This is a genomic window from Bradyrhizobium sp. SZCCHNRI3052 (assembly GCF_032484895.1).
Lineage (GTDB): Bacteria > Pseudomonadota > Alphaproteobacteria > Rhizobiales > Xanthobacteraceae > Bradyrhizobium.
Genome location: NZ_JAUETW010000001.1, coordinates 882,274 through 900,034, shown reverse-complemented (window position 1 = coordinate 900,034; position 17,761 = coordinate 882,274). Strand labels below are relative to the sequence as shown.

Below are 17,761 nucleotides of genomic sequence, written 5' to 3'. Positions count from 1 at the left end.
GTGCGAGGTGCGCGGGAGTCTCTTCAACAGGTTACGGCCCGGCTCTGGCGTTCGAGCCGGTAACAAATGAATGGAACAGGGATGTTTGGGGTGAAGCTCGTCACCGCAGCGGCGGCTGCGGTCCTCGTGATGGCTTGTGCAGGCCCGACGCCTGCGCTGGCCGACACGATCGAGGCTGCGCTGGTGCGTGCCTATCAGAACAACCCGCAACTGAACGCGTCGCGGGCCCAGGCTCGTGCGGTCGACGAAGGCGTTCCGCAGGCACTCTCGGGGTATCGGCCGAAGGTCAGTCTGAATGCGACGGCGGGCATTCAGTATACGGATTTGCAAGCGGCACCCGCGACGCCGGCCGTGAACGGCGTGCAGAGGCCGCGAAGCGTCGGCCTGACGGTCAACCAGAATCTGTATAACGGTCAGCAGACGGCAAACGGCGTGCGCAAGGCCGAGGCGAACGTCTCGGCGCAACGCGAGGCTCTCCGCATTCTTGAGCAGCAGGTGCTGCTAGCGGCGGCCACGATCTATATGGACTATCTGCGCGATGCGGCGATCGTCGAGGTCCAGCGCAGCAACACGCGGGTGCTGGAGCAGACGCTCAAGCAGACCCGCGATCGGTTCAACGTCGGCGAGGTCACCCGCACCGACGTCGCGCAATCCGAGGCTCAGCTCGCCGCCGGCCGCACGCAGCAGCTCACAGCAGAGGCCCAACTAACGGCGACCCGCTCGAACTTCCGCCGAATCATCGGCAACGATCCCCAGAACTTGGCGCCGGGCTCTCCTGTCGACCGTTATTTGCCGGCGACCCTCCAGCAGTCGGTCGAAACGGCTCTGACGGAAAACCCGAACGTAACCTCGGCGATGTACGGCATCGACGTCCAGTATCTGCAGGTCAGGATCAACGAGGGTGCTCTGCTGCCGACCGTAAACGTCCAGGCTCAGGCGCAGCAGGGCTATGAGTCGAGCCTGCAATCCTATCGTGGGTTCAGCGCGTCGGCTGTCGCCTCGGTGAACGTCCCGATCTACAATGGAGGGGCGGAATACGCGCTGATCCGGCAGTCCAAGGAGTCGCTGGCGCAGCAGCGTCTAGTCCTGGAGCAGACGCGTGATCAGGCTCGCTCCGACGTGGTATCTGCCTGGGGCAAGCTGCTCGCGGGCAAGGCTCAGGTGCAGTCGGCGCAGGCCCAGGTGGCAGCCTCCGAGATCGCCTTGAACGGCGTGCGCGAGGAAGCCAAGGCGGGCCAGCGGACCACGCTGGATGTCCTCAACGCTCAGCAGGCGCTGGTCAACGCGCGGAATTCGCTGGTGAACGCCCAGCATGACCGCGTGGTGGCATCCTATACGGTGCTTCAGACCGTGGGGCGGCTGTCACCGCAGGTGCTGAACCTGCCGACCACCACCTACGATCCCAGCGTGCACTACCAGCAGGTCCGGGATAACTGGGCGGGAGTACGGACGCCGGATGGTCATTAGTACATTCTTAATATCGACCCTGATCCCTCGGTCCTTGGCCGGGGGATTTTTTTGTGGCACATGCTGTGGTTGTGACGAATGGGCGACGCTTGACAGGCGACCTCCGTGCTCCACCGGGTTCGCGGCCGGCGTTGCTTGCATTCATTTGTTGCCATGACATAGCCTCAAAATGGCCGCCGAACGATTCGGACTGCGTCGGAAGTTCTTCCAAGAATAGACTCCGACATGGGCAGTATCGTTCTGTTGTTTTGCATCGATCAGGCCTTGTCCGGAGACAAGTTGGCATGTCCGTTGAGAAGTCCAAGCCACTTGGGGCCGGCGCCCGGGACTTTTGCGCTGAGCCGGTTCGTACGGCAGCGTTGCTGATTTGGAGTCGGAAATGACGCAGCCTGCGAAGGTCCAAGAACCCTCCATGGAGGAGATTCTGGCGTCGATCCGGCGTATCATTGCCGACGACGAGGGTAAGCCGCCGGCGGCAGACAAGGCCGCCGCGCCGGAGCCGGTCAAGGCCGAGAAGCCGGCGGCCCCGGCTGCGAAGCCGGTAATGAACGACATCCCACCTTCGAAGATCGCTGCTGCGGCTCCCGCCAAGCCCGCACCTCCGCCTCCCGCGCCGCCGGCGGCGTCCGCAAGCAACAACCAGGATGACATTGACGCATTGCTGGCGGGTTTGGATGAAACGACTCCGGTCGCAGAGGTTCGGCCGGCAGAACCCGAGCCCGAACCTGAAGTACTCGAGTTGACCGACGACATGGCAGTGGCCCCACCGACTCCCGCTCCAGCGCCAGCCCCCGCCGCGGCATCCTTCCGAAAGGTGGATCCGCGGGACGATATCGAGTTCATCGAGGCCGGGCGGCTCAATCAGAAGGCTGCCAGCTTCGAGTCCGCGTTTGAGCAAGTCACACCGAAGCAGCCGATCCTGGCCCCATCGACGGTGAACGCCGTCGAATCGGCGTTCAACGCGCTGGCCAATACGGTGCTGAGCAACAACGCCCGGACGCTCGAGGACCTCGTCAAGGAGATGCTGCGTCCGATGCTGAAATCGTGGCTGGATGACAATCTTCCGGCCCTGGTGGAGCGCATCGTCAAGGCCGAGATCGAGCGCGTCTCGCGCGGCCGCTGACGCCAGGACGGCACGATCTCGTGTTCCGTTCTGGAGTGAGCCGCGGCGGGCGGTAGACGCTATCCGTCAATGTTCGCCGCTGCTGTTGACTTGGCGCGCCGCGGCGGCTTTCTAGCCCTGTCAAGCTGATCCCTGCCGGACGGATCGAGAGGGCTCTTCCGGGAGCGCGGTCCGCGGTCGGACATCAGTCCGAAAACAGCCCAAGCACCAACAGCTTGCGCGAGCTTTTTCAGGTCATGTCACAAAAGGCCCGGACGAGTTCCGCGACATCCCGAATTGGACAGCCGGCCCCGCGCCGCTGGAAATGCCATGATCGATAAGAATTATCAGCCCACCGATCTCGAAGGTCGCATGTCCCTGGTCTGGGAGGATGCCCGCGCGTTCTCCGCCGGTCGCCCCGATCGGCGCAATGCGGATCCCTTCACCATCGTGATCCCGCCGCCGAACGTCACCGGCTCGCTGCACATGGGGCACGCGCTCAACAACACGCTGCAGGACATCCTGTGCCGGTTCGAGCGCATGCGGGGCCGCGACGTGCTGTGGCAGCCGGGCACCGACCATGCCGGCATCGCGACCCAGATGGTGGTCGAGCGTCAGCTGATGGAGCGCCAGCAGCCCGGCCGCCGCGAGATGGGCCGCGAAAAGTTCCTCGCGCGCGTCTGGCAGTGGAAGGACGAGAGCGGCGGCACCATCATCAACCAGCTCAAACGCCTCGGCGCCTCCTGCGACTGGGGTCGCGAGCGCTTCACCATGGACGAGGGTCTGTCCAAGGCCGTCGTGAAGGTGTTCGTCGAGTTGCACCGTGCGGGCCTGATCTACAAGGACAAGCGGCTGGTCAACTGGGACCCGAAGCTGCTGACCGCGATCTCCGATCTCGAAGTCCAGCAGATCGAGGTCAAGGGCAATCTCTGGTACCTGCGCTATCCGATCGAGGGGACGACGTTCAGCCCCGAGGATCCCACGAGTTTCATCGTGGTCGCGACCACGCGTCCCGAGACCATGCTCGGCGACAGCGCGGTCGCGGTGCATCCGGACGACGAGCGCTATCAGCACCTCGTCGGCAAGCGCGTGATCCTGCCGCTGGTCGGGCGTGAGATCCCGATCGTTGCCGACACCTATTCCGATCCGGAGAAGGGCACCGGCGCGGTCAAGATCACGCCGGCGCACGACTTCAACGACTTCGAGGTCGGCCGCCGCCATGGCCTGCCGCAGATCAGCATCCTCGATCGCGAAGGCTGCATCGCCCTGGTCGACAACGAGGACTATCTGCGCGGCCTTCCCGAGGGCTCCGAGGAGTTTGCCAGGGAGTTCCACGGCATCGAGCGCTTTGCTGCGCGCAAGAAGATCCTGGAGCGGCTGGAGTCCTTCGGCTTCCTCGAGCGCGTCGAGCCGAATACGCACATGGTGCCGCATGGCGACCGCTCCGGTGTCGTGATCGAGCCATATCTGACCGACCAGTGGTATGTCGACGCCAAGACCCTGGCGCAGCCGGCGATCGCAGCCGTCAGGTCGGGCGCGACGACGTTCGTGCCGCGCAACTGGGAGAAGACCTATTTCGACTGGATGGAGAACATCCAGCCCTGGTGCATCTCCCGCCAGCTGTGGTGGGGTCACCAGATTCCCGCGTGGTACGGCCCTGACGGTAAGGTGTTCGTCGCCGAGACCGAGGAGGAGGCCGTCGGCCACGCGATCGGCTACTACGTCGAGCAGGAGGTCATCACGGCCGAGCAGGGCCGCGAGATGGCGCTCGACCGCAACAAGCGCGAAGGCTTCATCACGCGTGACGAGGACGTGCTCGACACCTGGTTCTCCTCGGCGCTGTGGCCGTTCTCGACGCTCGGCTGGCCGGACGCCACGCCCGAGGTGAAGCGCTACTATCCGACCAACGTGCTGGTCACCGGCTTCGACATCATCTTCTTCTGGGTCGCCCGAATGATGATGATGGGCCTTCACTTCATGAAGGAAGTGCCGTTCTCGACGGTCTACATCCATGCGCTCGTCCGCGACGAGAAGGGCGCCAAGATGTCGAAGTCGAAAGGCAACGTCATCGATCCGCTCGCGCTGATCGACGAGCACGGCGCCGACGCGCTGCGCTTCACGCTCGCCGCGATGGCGGCGCAGGGCCGCGACATCAAGCTGTCGACCCAGCGCGTCGACGGCTACCGCAAGTTCGCCAACAAGCTCTGGAACGCCAGCCGCTTCGCCGAGATGAACGGTTGCGCCGTGCCGGACGGCTTCGATCCGGGCTCCGCCAAGGAGACGCTGAACCGCTGGATCGCCCATGAGGCTGCCGCCGCCACGCGCGAGGTCACCGAGGCGCTGGAGGCGTATCGCTTCAACGACGCGGCTAATGCGATCTACCGCTTCGTCTGGGACGTCTATTGCGACTGGTATGTCGAGCTCTCCAAGCCGACCCTGCTCGGCGAGGACGGCCCCGCCAAGGCCGAGACCCGCGCGATGGTGGCCTGGGCGCGCGACGAGATCCTCAAGCTCCTGCATCCCTTCATGCCTTTCATCACCGAGGCCCTGTGGGAGTCGACCGCCAAGCGCGACAGTCTGCTGACCCTGTCACCCTGGCCGCACCGCACCGACAGGCCGACGGTCGCCGAGATCGCCGCGCTGTCGGCCGCCAGCTTCGGCGACCCCCTGGTGCCGCCGCTGCTGGTCTCGTTCGACGCCGCCAGCTTCAAGGACGAGGCGGCCGAGGCCGAGATCGGCTGGGTGGTCGATCTCGTCACGTCCATCCGCTCGGTCCGCGCCGAGATGAACATCCCGCCGGCGACTCTGATGCCGCTCGCGCTCGTCGGTGCCTCCGCCGAGACGAGGGATCGCGCACCGCGCTGGAGCGAGGTCATCAAGCGCCTTGCGCGTCTCTCCGACATCTCCTTCGCCGATACGGCGCCCGAAGGCTCCGCCCAGCTCGTCGTGCGCGGCGAGGTCGCCGCGCTGCCGCTCAAGGGCGTCGTCGATCTCGCCGCCGAGCGCACCCGCCTTGGAAAGGAAATCGCCAAGGCCGAGGCCGATATCGAGCGCGTCGACAAGAAGCTCGGCAACGAGAAGTTCGTCGCCAACGCGCCCGAGGAACTGGTCGAGGAGGAGAAGGAAAAGCGCGAGGCGGCATTGGCGCGCAAGGCCAAGTTCCAAGAGGCGTTGTCGCGGCTGCAGGGCGCGTGACGTCGTTCTCCCTCCTCCGTCATTCCGGGGCGATGCGAAGCATCGAACCTGGAATCTCGAGATTCCGGGTCTGGTCCTTCGGACCTTCCCGGAATGACGGCCGGCGGCTTAGCGCGGAAACCGCTTGCTCACGAACCTAGAGCCCTTGAGCCCGAAGCGCCACGGCAGCTCGACCGCCTTGGTGATGCCGATGCGGACGCCGGTGACGATCTCTACATCCTCAGGTCGGGCGAACAGCTCGATCGGTAGAGCATCCAGCGCCAGGCCATTATGGGCGATCGTGATCCCCATCGCCTCGGTCAGCTTGCCCGGCCCCGAGCATAGTGCCTTGACATCCTCCAGCCCGCGCCGCCGCCGCATCTCGTCGATCCCGAAGGTCGGCTCGATCGCCCGGATCAGGACCGCGCTCGCCGAGCCCTCCACCTCGCAGACGAAGTTCATGCACCAGTGAATGCCGTAGGAGCGGTAGACGTAGGCGAAACCGGGCGGGCCGAACATCACCTGGTTGCGCGGCGTCGGGCCCCGGAACGAATGCGCCGCCGGGTCGGTGTGGTGATAGGCCTCGACCTCGACGATGGTCCCGCCGACGCCGTCGACCAGAAAGGTCGCCCCGATCAGCTCCGGCGCCACCGCGAGCACCTCGCGGGCGAAGAACGCCCGCGTCAGCCGCTTGGCCGCAGCATTGCGCCGGGGCCGTGAAACCCCGGGGGCTTTTGCCGGTTTTTGCGCCATTCTCAAGGAAATCCGCCGTGCTGAGCGCTGTTCCGCGCTGCCCATATCTGCCATGCCCTGGTATCCTCGGCCAGCCGGTTGCGGCGCGCCGCGGCACGGAATAGCTAGGGCGCAACAGAGGTTTGTGCGAATCCCATGGTCACCATCGTCGACATCAACGCGAACACGCCGCTGCGCCCCCGCCACCCCGAGAAGGCGAACCGGCCGGACTCGATCTCGCCGGCGAAGCCTGCCTGGATCCGCGTCAAGGCGCCGACCACCCGCGGCTACGCCGATACCCGCAACATCGTGCGCGAGAACGGCCTCGTCACCGTATGCGAGGAGGCCGGCTGCCCGAATATCGGCGAGTGCTGGGACAAGAAGCACGCCACCTTCATGATCATGGGCGACACCTGCACGCGGGCCTGCGCCTTCTGCAACGTCAAGACCGGCCTGCCCGAGGCGCTCGACGCCGGCGAGCCGGAGCACGTCGCGGAGGCGACCTTCAAGCTCGGCCTCGCCCATGTCGTCGTCACCTCGGTCGACCGCGACGATCTCGCCGACGGCGGAGCCGGCCATATCGCCGCGACCATCCGCGCCATCCGCGCGAAATGTCCGACCACCACGATCGAGGTGCTGACGCCCGACTTCCTGCGCAAGGACGGCGCGCTGGAGCAGGTCGTCGCCGCCAAGCCCGACGTCTTCAACCACAATCTCGAGACCGTGCCATCGCGCTACCTCTCGGTTCGGCCCGGCGCGCGCTACTTCCACTCGATCCGGCTGCTGCAGCGGGTCAAGGAGATCGACCCCACCATCTTCACCAAGTCCGGCATCATGGTTGGCCTCGGCGAGGAGCGCCACGAGGTGCTGCAGGTGATGGACGACCTCCGCTCGGCCGAGGTCGATTTCCTCACCATCGGGCAGTATCTGCAGCCGACGAGGAAGCACCACGCCGTGATGCGCTTCGTCACGCCGGAGGAGTTCTCCGGCTATGAGACCGTCGCCTACACCAAGGGTTTCCTGATGGTGTCGGCGAGCCCGCTCACGCGCTCCTCGCACCACGCCGGCGAGGATTTCGCCAAGCTGAAGGCCGCGCGCGAAGCCATGGCGCGCTGATCGAGACGAGATGCCGAGATTTTCCAACAAGCGGCGCGTGCCGCACACGGCCGAGCAGATGTTCGACCTCGTCGCCGATGTCGAGCGCTATCCGGAGTTCGTGCCGCTGTGCGAGAAGCTGGTGGTGCGCCAGCACAGCCAGAAGCCTGACGGTATCGAGGTCGTCGTCGCCGACATGACGGTGTCGTTCAAGCTCGTGAAGGAGACCTTCACCAGCCGGGTTACGCTGGATCGGGCCAAGCGCAACATCCTGGTCGAGTATGTCAGCGGGCCGTTCTCCAGCCTGGAAAACCGCTGGAGCTTCGAGCCGCGCGAGCAGGGCGCCTGCGAGGTGACGTTCTTCATCGCCTATGAGTTCAAGAGCCGTATGCTGGCGATGCTGATGGGCTCGATGTTCGACACCATCTTCGCGCGCATGTCGGCGGCGTTCGAAAAGCGCGCCGATGCGATCTACGGCCGCAAGCCAGCGGTGTCGTCGACGTAAGTCTTTCTCCATGTCTTCCAGTGGTAGACGATAGAGGGCGCCTCACCCTCCGTCGTCATCCCCGCGAAAGCGGGGATCCATAACCACAGGACTGCTTGTGGCGGCAGGCAGGTAACTCCGAGCTCGTCTCACCACATCTGCTGCGGCGTATGGATCCCGGGTCGGCGCCTCCGCGGCGCGTTGCGCCGCTGCGGCTTGCCCGGGATGACAGCGGAGGGTGAGGCTGGCGGCCTGCCAACTCACAGCAAGTTGCACCCACGAAGCCGTGGCCAGCGCAACTTGGCTTCAAAATCCTATCCACGCTTCAAACAGCTGCTCCGCGACATCGCCGCGGAGCCGTTCTGATCGCGGACACGTCGAGCCGCGACCGAAACCTACGCCGCCTGCACGGCGGTCAAAAAGTCCTTCACCTTGCCGCGCAGCTCGTCGGCGTGCTTGGCGAGCTGGCCAGCTGCACCCAGCATCTGCCGCGCTGCGCCGCCGGCCGATTCCACCGTCTGGCTGACCGAGCCGATGTTGGTGGCGACCTCGCGGGTGCCGCTGGCGGCCTGGCTGACCGAGCGGGCGATCTCCTGCGTCGCGTGGCCCTGCTGGTCGACCGCGGTCGCAATGGTCTTGGCGATCTCGCTGATCTGGCCGATGGTGCCGCCGATGCCCTGGATCGCAGCCACGGTGTCGCTGGTGGCGCGCTGCATCGCGCTGATGTGCGCGCTGATCTCGTCGGTCGCCTTGGCGGTCTGGCTCGACAGGCTCTTCACCTCCGAGGCCACGACGGCGAAGCCGCGGCCGGCATCGCCGGCGCGTGCCGCCTCGATCGTCGCGTTCAGCGCCAGCAGGTTAGTCTGGCTCGCGATCGCGTTGATCATGTCGGTGACCGCGCCGATCTTGGCCGCGGCGTCCGCCAGGCTGTTGACGAGATCGTTGGTGCGCGAGGACGCCTCGACCGCCTCGGCGGCGATGGTCGAGGAGGTCGCAACCTGACGGTTGATCTCGCTGACCGAGGTCGACAGCTCCTCGGTGGCGCCGGCCACCGACTGCACGTTGGACGAGGCGGAGTTCGACGCCGACGCCACCAGCGCCACGCGTTGCGCGGCCTGATCCGCGGTCGTCGTCAGCGAGGCCGCCGTGGTCTCGACCTCGCGCGAGGCGCCGGAGATCGCATTGGCGATGGCGCCGACCGAGGTCTCGAAATCCTTGGCGATCCGGTCGAGCGCGCGCTTCTTCTCCTCGCGAGCGGCGACGAGGTCGGAGAGATCGCGGCGGAAGCTCATGACGTAGGTCTGGCCCTCGACCTGGGTCGGCACCAGCGTGATCTGGACCAGCGCCGGGCTGCCGTCGGCGCGCTTGGTGGTCCACTCGAACGTCGCGTGGCCCTCGCGCCTCGCCTTGGCATCCATCTCGCGCACCACGTCGGCGGAGCGCTTGCCATCGGGCTGGAACTCCGGCGCCATGGTCGCCGGCGAACGCGACAGCAGGTCCTGCTTGCTGCGGAAGCCGCCGAATCGGACCGCGGTCTCGTTGCAGGCGATGATCTTGCCGTCCGACATCACCAGGATGGCGTCGCGATGACGTTCGAACAGCTCCGTCATCAGGAGGTTATGCGTGCGATCAGCCGACTTGCCGGAGAAGAAAGCCATGGGGTCCCGAATCCACTGTCAGAGAAGAATGCGCGAGACGTAGCAGGACAAAATTAACCAAAACCTTTAGCCGTGGCGGCGCGAGCGATAATCGTCGGCGATCGCGATCCGGCTGGTGAGGGATGGCATCCAGCGGACGAGCAGCCGCAACCTCCGCGGCGCCACCGCGCCCGGGCTCTGGCTGTCAACGAACCCTCTCAGATCACGAGGGCGCAGGGAATGCCGGGAGCTCGCCGCCCCCATGGCCCGCCTGCGGAAAAAAATGCAGGCGGCAGGTACCACAGGTGCAGCCGAGACATCCCGGCATTCCCCGCGCGACGGTCTTCACGCTTATACGCAGTCTCCCCGGGGACCGGCTGTCTTGCCCCCGTGACCGGCGGATCATCATCTCCACCGGCGTGACACCAGCTTCGGGGTGTCAGGACGCTGCGACTTCACGTCCGCCAAGAGCCGTTCGTCCGCACGTCCAAGACGCGCTGCGGCCCCCGGCGGCCATCGCCTTCCCACCTCGCGTGTCGTGACGATCGCGATACGCCCCTCGTGTCGAGGCGGGATGAGGGGAGGGAAACACGAGTTCTGTAAAATAGAAACGGCAATATTTTCGTCGGTAGGACTGGACAGTGAGTCGGACATTGAACGGATTGAGGAAATCAGTGTCTTGGCGCACGCCCTCGCGATGCGCTTCGATCGCAGCAAGGCACCGGAAACGGGCTCTCCGCTGTTGCGCACGCCAGCTGATTTGCCCGACGGGGCGGCTAGGATGATGCTCGACGTGGTGCCCAATGATTGGAACAATGCCGATAATGACCAACGACGAACCATCGGTCTGACCCTGCGTCAGCCAGAGAAGAAAGCAAGCAATGTCACTCTCTCATCTCTACGACGAAGCGCTCGTCTATGCGACAAGGCTGCACCGGACCCAATTGAGAAAGGGCAGCAACGTACCCTACGTCGCGCATCTGCTGAGCGTCTCCAGCCGCGTGCTGTCGGCGGGCGGCAGCGAGGTGCAGGCTATCGCGGGGCTGTTGCATGACGCCGCCGAGGACCAGGGCGGGCAGGCCACGCTGGATGAGATCCGCCGGCGTTTTGGCGATGGCGTCGCCGGGATCATCGCGGACTGCACGGATTCCTGGGTCGATCCGAAGCCCGAATGGCGCCCGCGGAAGGAAGCCTATCTCGCCCGGCTGCCGCTCAAGCCGGCGTCATCGCTGCTGGTCTCGCTCGCTGACAAGGTTGACAACGCGGAAGCGATCGCGAGCGACCTTGATGAGGTGGGCGACGTCGTGTGGCAACGCTTCACCGGTGGAAGGGATGGGACGATCTGGTATTACCGCACGCTGAGCCGGATTTTCGATGAGGCTCTGCCTGGACCGTTGGCGCGGCAACTTGCGCGGACCGTCGCTGCTTTTCCGTCCTGAGCAAATTTGGGGGAGGCCGCTCGGCCTCGCATCCATTCGATGGATGACAACCTCAGATGGATCGGCTATAGAGCCTGCCATGATCACCGTCGCCACCCATCGTTTTGGTCGCATCACGCACCGTAGCTCGCGGGCGGCGGGAGGATCACGCACAATCTGACGATTTGCAGCATTTGATCCGAACAGCCGCCAGGGACCTGGCGGCTTTTTTGTTGCCGGCAGGTTCTTCATTTGAAGGGGAGCCCGCCATGCTGAGCACGACCGACGATCCGAGGGTCATCGCCATCGAGGAGCGTATGCTCCGCGGCGCCTCGCGATCGCCGGGGCTCTGCGCGCTCGGTCGTGATCCCTTGTCGCGCCATCCCATCTCGCCCAGGCCGGGCGCCAAGATCTACTACTTGGCGCCACCGGCTCCCCATCAAAGCTGCGCCGACCTCAAGCCCGCGTCATGGTTGCGGCTCCGGTGGGAGCGCTGGCGCGAGCGCCGCCGCTTTGCCCGGGAGTTGCCGCGGATCGCCGACGAGGTGCTGCAGGACTACGGCCTGACACGCGACGAGGCGCGGCGGCTGTGCCGGCGCCCGTTCTGGCGCGCTTGAGAGCGACGCGGCGGAACGCAGGTTCTGCCACGGATCCTACTTGCCCAGCTTCTCGGAGAAGAACCTGACGACCTGGGCGTCAAACTCTCGGTGAAACGCCGCGCGGTCGAAATCCGCAGGCGTATCAGCACAGATGCGCGGGACGGCGGCCGCGAGCTCTGCGGAGCACGGCGCGAGGAAAGCAAAATGCGCGGCGGGCACGGTGTGGACCTCGGGCGTGCCGGGAAGGCTCGCGGTTACGCGGGCGGTCCCTTCCGGATCGACCCCGTTGCCGCCGAGTTCCGAGCGCCAGACCTGGAGGGGAATCTTGATGCTCGCGAGATTTGCTCGCGTGAATCCGACCGTGTGGGCGGCGTCGGCCAGCACGGCCGCCTTGATCCTCTCGTCGTGCGGCCAGCTTCTGGGAAACTCGCCATTGCGGACCTGCTCGCAGAACGGGTTCTGTTGCGTGCAGTAGTGCGCCACCCTTTGAAAGTCCGGGTCGACGCCGGCGAGAACGGTTCCGGTGTAGCCACCGCGCGAAAAGCCGAAGAAGCCGATCCGGCCCGGATCAATCGCGGCTCTGCTTGTCCAATCGTTCAACATGAAATCGATCAGATGCATCATGTCCTGCGGCCGTGAGAGCCAGACCGACAGGCTGTCGCGCTGCGCCAGGTCACCGACACTGTCGCCGGGATGGTTGATCGCCGCGACGATGAATCCCGCGTCCGCCAGCGCTTCCGCAACATCGTGGTTTCCACCGATCCAGCCGCCGCGACCGTGGGACATGACGACCAATGGCAGCTTCGTGCCATTGATTGGACAATTCTTTACCCCGGGCAGTGTCTCCAGCCCTGGGATCGCGAGGCTTCCAACCGGCACGCTACCGGCGTCTGCGGCGCAAGGCGTCCAGATGATGCCGTGGAATCCGTGATCGACCTCCAAGAGCTGCAAGCCAGCGGCTTGGGCGGAGGAGGTCAGGAGTAGGAGGACGAACGAGAGGGCAGCGAATGTGCGGTCTAGCAATATGATCTCCTCCTGACATGTAGCTCGGCGCGCTCTCGCGGGGGGGGGTCGATCAAGTTCGCGGTGCGCGATGGTCTAGCGAGCTTGTCATGCTGTCAGGAGCGCTTCGCGTCCGTCGTCGCGATGTCCTTGACGGTTCAACGCCAGCGCAAGCTTGATTCATGACAACATTGTTAAATCACGCTTTCGAGATCGTGCGGCAACTCTCCGTTTATCAACATTGCGAGGCGCACTTTCGATGCTCAATTGATCGTGCCTTCAGCGTAACCGATCAGGAGGAATTCAAAATCGACACATTGCAGAGATAGCAACTGCGATTCGTCATCGACCACCTCGAAGCGTATTCTCTCCCGCTGCCAATGACCGATGTCCCTGACGTCCAGACGGAAGCCGTCCATGCGGTCCAGGTGTCCGATCCTGACCTCGACCGCGCCGATGAAGCGCAATTCCAGCCGCGGTTCGGTTCGCGATCGATCCGTCAGGAGCACCAGCTCGACGATGCAGGTCGGTAAAACTGGATCGCGTCGCTGCGCCCGCGATGACGATGCGGCGAGAGCCGCGCGCGTCACTTCCAACTACGTCCGGGGCCGCCTCGGCCGCTTGACCGGATGCAGCCGCGGCGTGCGGGCCACGCGCGGACGTAGTCGCGTCGCTGCCGCGCGTTTCGGCTTGGCAGCGACCTGTGGCCGCGCCAGCTCCATCAGCAGGCGCAGGGCTTCCAGCACCGAGCGCGTGCGCACGGTGCTGCGGCCGATGGCGCCGAAGCGGTGTTCGCGGTGGGTGATGCGGCCGTCGCGGGCGGCGACGGCGAAATGGACCAGGCCGACCGGCTTGCCGGGGGTGGCGCCGCCGGGGCCGGCGATGCCGGTGATGGCCACCGCGAGATCGACGTCGGCGCGTTCCAGGGCGCCGACCGCCATCTGGATCGCGGTCTCCTTGGAGACGGCGCCGAAGGTCTGCAGCGTCGAAGCCTCGACGCCGAGCATCGCGCGCTTGGCCTCGTTCGAGTAGGTGACGAAGCCGCGGTCGATGACGTCGGAGGAGCCGGGGATGTCGGTCAGGGCCGCGGCGACCAGGCCGCCGGTGCAGGACTCGGCGGTCGCGATCATCAGCTTGCGCGACCGGCAGAGGTCGAGCAGCGAGCGGGCCAGCGCGCTGGTAGAGCCGATTTGACGTTCGCTGGCCATGGCTGCGTTGTCCTCATCCGACCGTCAGATCGAAAGCTCCATGAGCGGTGACAGGGTGGTGCGCCTCTAGGCGCTCCACGGCAGACGGATCGTCGCGCTCGCCGTCGCTGCGATGCCTTCCTCGCGGCCGGTGAAGCCGAGCCGCTCGCTGGTGGTGGCCTTGACCGCGATGCGCGAGATGTCGACGCCGGTGATCTCGGCGATGCGGGCGCGCATCTGGTCGCGCAGCGGGCCGATCTTCGGGCGCTCGCAGATCATCGTGACCTCGAGATTGGCAACGCGGCCGCCGCGCGCGGTCACGCGCTCGATGGCGTATTTCAAGAACTGGTCGGATGCGGCGCCTTTCCACTTCATGTCGGAGGGTGGGAAGTGCGAGCCGATGTCGCCATCGGCCAGGGCGCCCAAAATTGCATCAACCAGAGCGTGCAGACCGACGTCGCCGTCGGAGTGGGCAAGGAACCCCTTGCTATGCGGCACGCGCAGGCCGCACAGCCAGACATGGTCGCCTTCGCCGAAGGCGTGGACGTCGTAGCCGGTGCCGGTCCGGATGTCGCCGAGCTGCGCGGCAAGGCGCGCTTCCTCGCGCACGAAATCTTCCGGTGTGGTGAGCTTCATGTTGGCAACATCGCCCTCAAAGGTCGCGACGGTCAATCCCGCCCATTCGGCGATCGCCGCATCATCTGTGAACTCGGTGAGGCCGTCGCGCGCGGCGCGGCGGTGTGCCTCCAGGATCGTGTCGAACTTGAAGGTCTGCGGCGTCTGGGCGATGCGCAGCTTCGCGCGCTCCGGTGTCGCGGTGATGTCGCCGCCCGTGCCGACTTCCTTGATGGTGTCGGTGACCGGCACCACGGGAATCGCCGCGCCGGTCTTGCCGGCCGCTCGAATCGCGCGCGAGATCACGGCGGGCGTGACGAACGGACGCGCGGCATCGTGGATCAGCACGATGTCGGGCTTGTGCGGCGCCAGCGCTTCCAGGCCCGCGAGCACCGAGGCCTGTCGCGTCGCACCGCCATGCGCTGGGGCCTCGTGGCGCAGGCCGAAGACGGCTGCGTTGAAGATGTCGATGTCGTCGGGGTTCACCACCGGCTGGACCACCGCCACCTCGGGGTGATCGGCGAAGGCGGCGAGCGCGCGATGGATGACCGTGCGGCCGCCGATCATGCGATATTGCTTCGGACCGCCGGCGCCGGCGCGCAGGCCACGTCCGGCCGCGACGAGAATGGCTGCAGTCCGCTGAGAAGTCGTCATGGGAACAGGGTATCGATGCTGATGAGGATGATGGGGTTCGCGGCTTCTTACATCTGCAGAAGATGTTAAGCGAGCAGGATCACACGTCGCATGAACGGCACCTGCGATCGCGACACAAGCGCCGGGATCCGCTGGCGCGTTGAGGGGGGCGGTCGCACCTGCCGCCTGCGAGCACCTTGCCGAGCCATGCAAAAATCCGGCGGCTCACGGGTTTACCATGACTGCCGAACAAGCATATTTTGCTGCACTGCACTTGAAATGCCGATCGTCTTGGCTAAAGTGTAGGCATGACGCTTGACTGCACAAGATTTGTGCTTGAGAGTGCAGCGCAGACGCGATGATGCGTCCAAAGAGCTTTAAGAGTCGTTCGTGACCGGTCCGGCCAATACACAAGCCAAAGCCTTGAAGATAGGCGACGTTTCGCTCGCCAACCGGGCCATTCTCGCGCCGATGTCGGGGATCACCGACGCGCCGTTCCGCCGACTCGCGGCCGAGCTCGGCGCCGGGCTGGTGGTGTCCGAGATGACTGCGAGCGACGATCTCGTGCGCGGGCGGTGGATATCCCGGTTGCGCTGCGAGGCGAGCGGCGTCGGGCCGCATGTGGTGCAGCTCGCCGGCTGCGAGGCGCATTGGATGGCCGAGGGCGCGAAGGTCGCCGAGGATGGCGGCGCCGAGATCATCGACATCAACATGGGCTGCCCGGCACGGCACGTGACCGGCGGCCAGTCCGGCTCGGCCCTGATGCGCGATCTCGATCATGCGCTGACCTTGATCGAGGCGACGGTCGAGGCCGTCGATGTGCCCGTGACCCTGAAGATGCGGCTCGGCTGGGACGAGCGCAGCCTGAATGCGCCGGAGCTGGCGCGCCGCGCGCAGGCCGCGGGCGTGCAGTTGATCACCGTGCACGGCCGTACGCGGCAGCAGTTCTACAAGGGCGAAGCCGACTGGAGCGCGGTGCGCGCCGTGAAGGACGCCGTCGATCTGCCGGTCGTCGTCAACGGCGACATCACCAGCTATGAGGACGCGCGCGAGGCGCTCGACGCCTCCGGCGCCGATGCCGTGATGATCGGGCGCGGCGCGCAAGGCCAGCCCTGGCTGCCCGGCCAGATCGGCCGCCGACTCGAGGGCGGTGCGGAAGAGGGCGCGCCGGAGCTGGCGCAGCAGCTCAGTCTTCTCACCGCGCTCTATGACGAGATCTGCCGTCACTATGGCGCGCGTGTCGGCCTGCGCCACGCCCGCAAGCATCTCAGTTGGGGGCTCGACGTCGCCGCCCAGCACGCGCAAGCGCCGGCCGAAAAACTGAAGGCCTGGCGCGACCGTATCCTGACGTCCGAGCAGCCGTCCTTGGTGCATCGGGCGCTGCGTGAGGCCTTCGACGATTTTGCCTGGAGTGCAGCCGCATGAGCTCAGCCGCAGAACAGCGCAAGCGACTTCCCTCGGATGGCGACGCCATCCTCAACGCCCTGCCGAATCCGGTCCTCGTCATCGGCCCGGACGGCATGATCATGGACGCCAACATGGCGGCGGAATCGTTCTTCGATTCCTCCACCCAGTTTCTGCAGCGGCAGTCGCTGAAGAAGCTGGTGCCGTTCGGCTCTCCGCTGCTGGCGCTGATCGATCAGGTCCGCACCACCAGCGCGCCGGTCAACGAGTACAAGGTCGATCTGGGGACGCCGCGCACCGGCGCCGATCGGCTCGTCGACCTGCACGTCGCGCCGCTGCCGGAGCGGCCCGGCCATATCGTGGTGATGCTGCAGGAGCGCACCATCGCCGACAAGATGGACCGCCAGCTCACCCATCGCAGCGCCGCGCGCTCGGTGATCGCACTGGCCGCGATGCTCGCGCACGAGATCAAGAACCCGCTGTCGGGCATCCGCGGCGCCGCGCAGCTCCTGGAGCAGCAGGCCTCCTCCGAGGACCGCATGCTGACCCGGCTGATCTGCGACGAGGCCGACCGCATCGTCACGTTGGTCGACCGCATGGAGGTGTTCGGCGACGACCGCCCGGTGGCGCGCGGGCCCGTGAACATCCATTCCGTGCTCGATCACGTGAAGCGGCTGGCGCAGTCCGGCTTTGCCCGCAACATCCGCTTCGTCGAGGACTACGATCCGTCGTTGCCGCCGGTGCTCGCCAACCAGGATCAACTGATCCAGGTGTTCCTGAACCTGGTCAAGAATGCCGCGGAAGCGGTCGTCGATCTCGGCTCGGATGCGGAAATCCAGCTCACCACGGCGTTCCGCCCGGGCGTGCGCCTGTCGGTGCCCGGCAAGAAATCGCGGGTGTCGCTGCCGCTGGAGTTCTGCGTCAGGGACAACGGCCCCGGCGTGCCGGAAGACCTGATGCCCAATCTGTTCGATCCGTTCGTGACCACCAAGCCGACCGGAAGCGGCCTCGGACTTGCATTGGTCGCGAAGATCGTCGGCGACCATGGCGGGATCATCGAGTGCGAGTCGCAGCCGCGCAAGACGACCTTCCGGGTGCTGATGCCGATGTACAGCGCAACCAAACAACCAGACCAAAGCCCAAATCACAGCCATGGCGATGACGTTTCGGGGACGCCGTTGCATGCCTCACAGGGATCAAATTGAGGACCAC

At 65.7% G+C, this 17,761-nt stretch carries 15 protein-coding genes; 9 read left to right on the top strand and 6 right to left on the bottom strand.

Features of this window, described 5'->3' with window-relative positions; genetic code table 11:
- Positions 1–81: 81 nt before the first annotated feature.
- The 3 genes from QW887_RS04205 (at position 82) to QW887_RS04195 (ending at position 5,764) form a co-directional block, all read left to right on the top strand.
- Positions 82–1,467 (top strand): TolC family outer membrane protein, encoded by a 1,386-nt coding sequence (locus QW887_RS04205; RefSeq protein WP_316168010.1) that lies wholly within the window; start codon positions 82–84, stop codon positions 1,465–1,467.
- 379 nt (positions 1,468–1,846) lie between these two features.
- Entirely contained in the window at positions 1,847–2,590 is a 744-nt protein-coding gene (locus QW887_RS04200; protein WP_315711874.1) for a DUF2497 domain-containing protein, read from the top strand.
- A 309-nt stretch (positions 2,591–2,899) separates the two neighbouring features.
- Positions 2,900–5,764 carry a valine--tRNA ligase gene (locus QW887_RS04195; protein WP_316194194.1) on the top strand — a complete coding sequence of 955 codons (2,865 nt, stop codon included), beginning with the start codon at positions 2,900–2,902 and terminating at the stop codon, positions 5,762–5,764.
- Between the two features lie 108 nt (positions 5,765–5,872).
- Here QW887_RS04195 and QW887_RS04190 read toward each other — a convergent pair whose 3' ends face one another.
- Complete coding sequence (locus QW887_RS04190; protein WP_316185076.1) at positions 5,873–6,496, bottom strand: DNA-3-methyladenine glycosylase; 624 nt, start codon at positions 6,494–6,496, stop codon at positions 5,873–5,875.
- A gap of 135 nt (positions 6,497–6,631) precedes the next feature.
- Here QW887_RS04190 and lipA point away from each other — a divergent pair, with 135 nt between their 5' ends.
- Together lipA and QW887_RS04180 are read left to right on the top strand one after the other, a co-directional pair.
- Positions 6,632–7,591, top strand: coding sequence for a lipoyl synthase (gene lipA, locus QW887_RS04185; RefSeq protein WP_315751113.1), 960 nt, complete (start codon positions 6,632–6,634; stop codon positions 7,589–7,591).
- Between the two features lie 10 nt (positions 7,592–7,601).
- Complete coding sequence (locus tag QW887_RS04180; protein ID WP_316175387.1) at positions 7,602–8,075, top strand: type II toxin-antitoxin system RatA family toxin; 474 nt, start codon at positions 7,602–7,604, stop codon at positions 8,073–8,075.
- Between the two features lie 374 nt (positions 8,076–8,449).
- Here QW887_RS04180 and QW887_RS04175 read toward each other — a convergent pair whose 3' ends face one another.
- Positions 8,450–9,712 (bottom strand): methyl-accepting chemotaxis protein, encoded by a 1,263-nt coding sequence (locus tag QW887_RS04175; protein WP_315711879.1) that lies wholly within the window; start codon positions 9,710–9,712, stop codon positions 8,450–8,452.
- An 860-nt stretch (positions 9,713–10,572) separates the two neighbouring features.
- Here QW887_RS04175 and QW887_RS04170 point away from each other — a divergent pair.
- Entirely contained in the window at positions 10,573–11,130 is a 558-nt protein-coding gene (locus QW887_RS04170; protein WP_316194193.1) for an HD domain-containing protein, read from the top strand.
- 248 nt (positions 11,131–11,378) lie between these two features.
- A complete protein-coding gene (locus QW887_RS04165) occupies positions 11,379–11,726 on the top strand; it encodes a DUF1127 domain-containing protein (RefSeq protein ID WP_316194192.1) in 348 nt (115 codons plus the stop codon).
- 36 nt (positions 11,727–11,762) lie between these two features.
- Here QW887_RS04165 and QW887_RS04160 read toward each other — a convergent pair whose 3' ends face one another.
- The 4 genes from QW887_RS04160 to QW887_RS04145 all read right to left on the bottom strand — a co-directional run bounded on the left by QW887_RS04160 (position 11,763) and on the right by QW887_RS04145 (position 15,166).
- Entirely contained in the window at positions 11,763–12,731 is a 969-nt protein-coding gene (locus QW887_RS04160; protein WP_316194191.1) for an alpha/beta hydrolase family protein, read from the bottom strand.
- Between the two features lie 242 nt (positions 12,732–12,973).
- Complete coding sequence (locus QW887_RS04155) at positions 12,974–13,306, bottom strand: hypothetical protein (RefSeq protein ID WP_316175395.1); 333 nt, start codon at positions 13,304–13,306, stop codon at positions 12,974–12,976.
- Positions 13,307–13,918, bottom strand: coding sequence for a CinA family protein (locus QW887_RS04150; RefSeq protein WP_315711887.1), 612 nt, complete (start codon positions 13,916–13,918; stop codon positions 13,307–13,309).
- Between the two features lie 66 nt (positions 13,919–13,984).
- Positions 13,985–15,166, bottom strand: coding sequence for a bifunctional 2-C-methyl-D-erythritol 4-phosphate cytidylyltransferase/2-C-methyl-D-erythritol 2,4-cyclodiphosphate synthase (locus tag QW887_RS04145; protein WP_315827594.1), 1,182 nt, complete (start codon positions 15,164–15,166; stop codon positions 13,985–13,987).
- A gap of 450 nt (positions 15,167–15,616) precedes the next feature.
- Here QW887_RS04145 and dusB point away from each other — a divergent pair, with 450 nt between their 5' ends.
- A complete protein-coding gene (gene dusB / locus QW887_RS04140) occupies positions 15,617–16,570 on the top strand; it encodes a tRNA dihydrouridine synthase DusB (RefSeq protein WP_316175428.1) in 954 nt (317 codons plus the stop codon).
- Positions 16,567–17,754 carry a nitrogen regulation protein NR(II) gene (locus tag QW887_RS04135; RefSeq protein ID WP_315751120.1) on the top strand — a complete coding sequence of 396 codons (1,188 nt, stop codon included), beginning with the start codon at positions 16,567–16,569 and terminating at the stop codon, positions 17,752–17,754. Before dusB ends, QW887_RS04135 begins: the two co-directional genes overlap by 4 nt.
- The last annotated feature ends 7 nt before the right edge of the window (positions 17,755–17,761 follow it).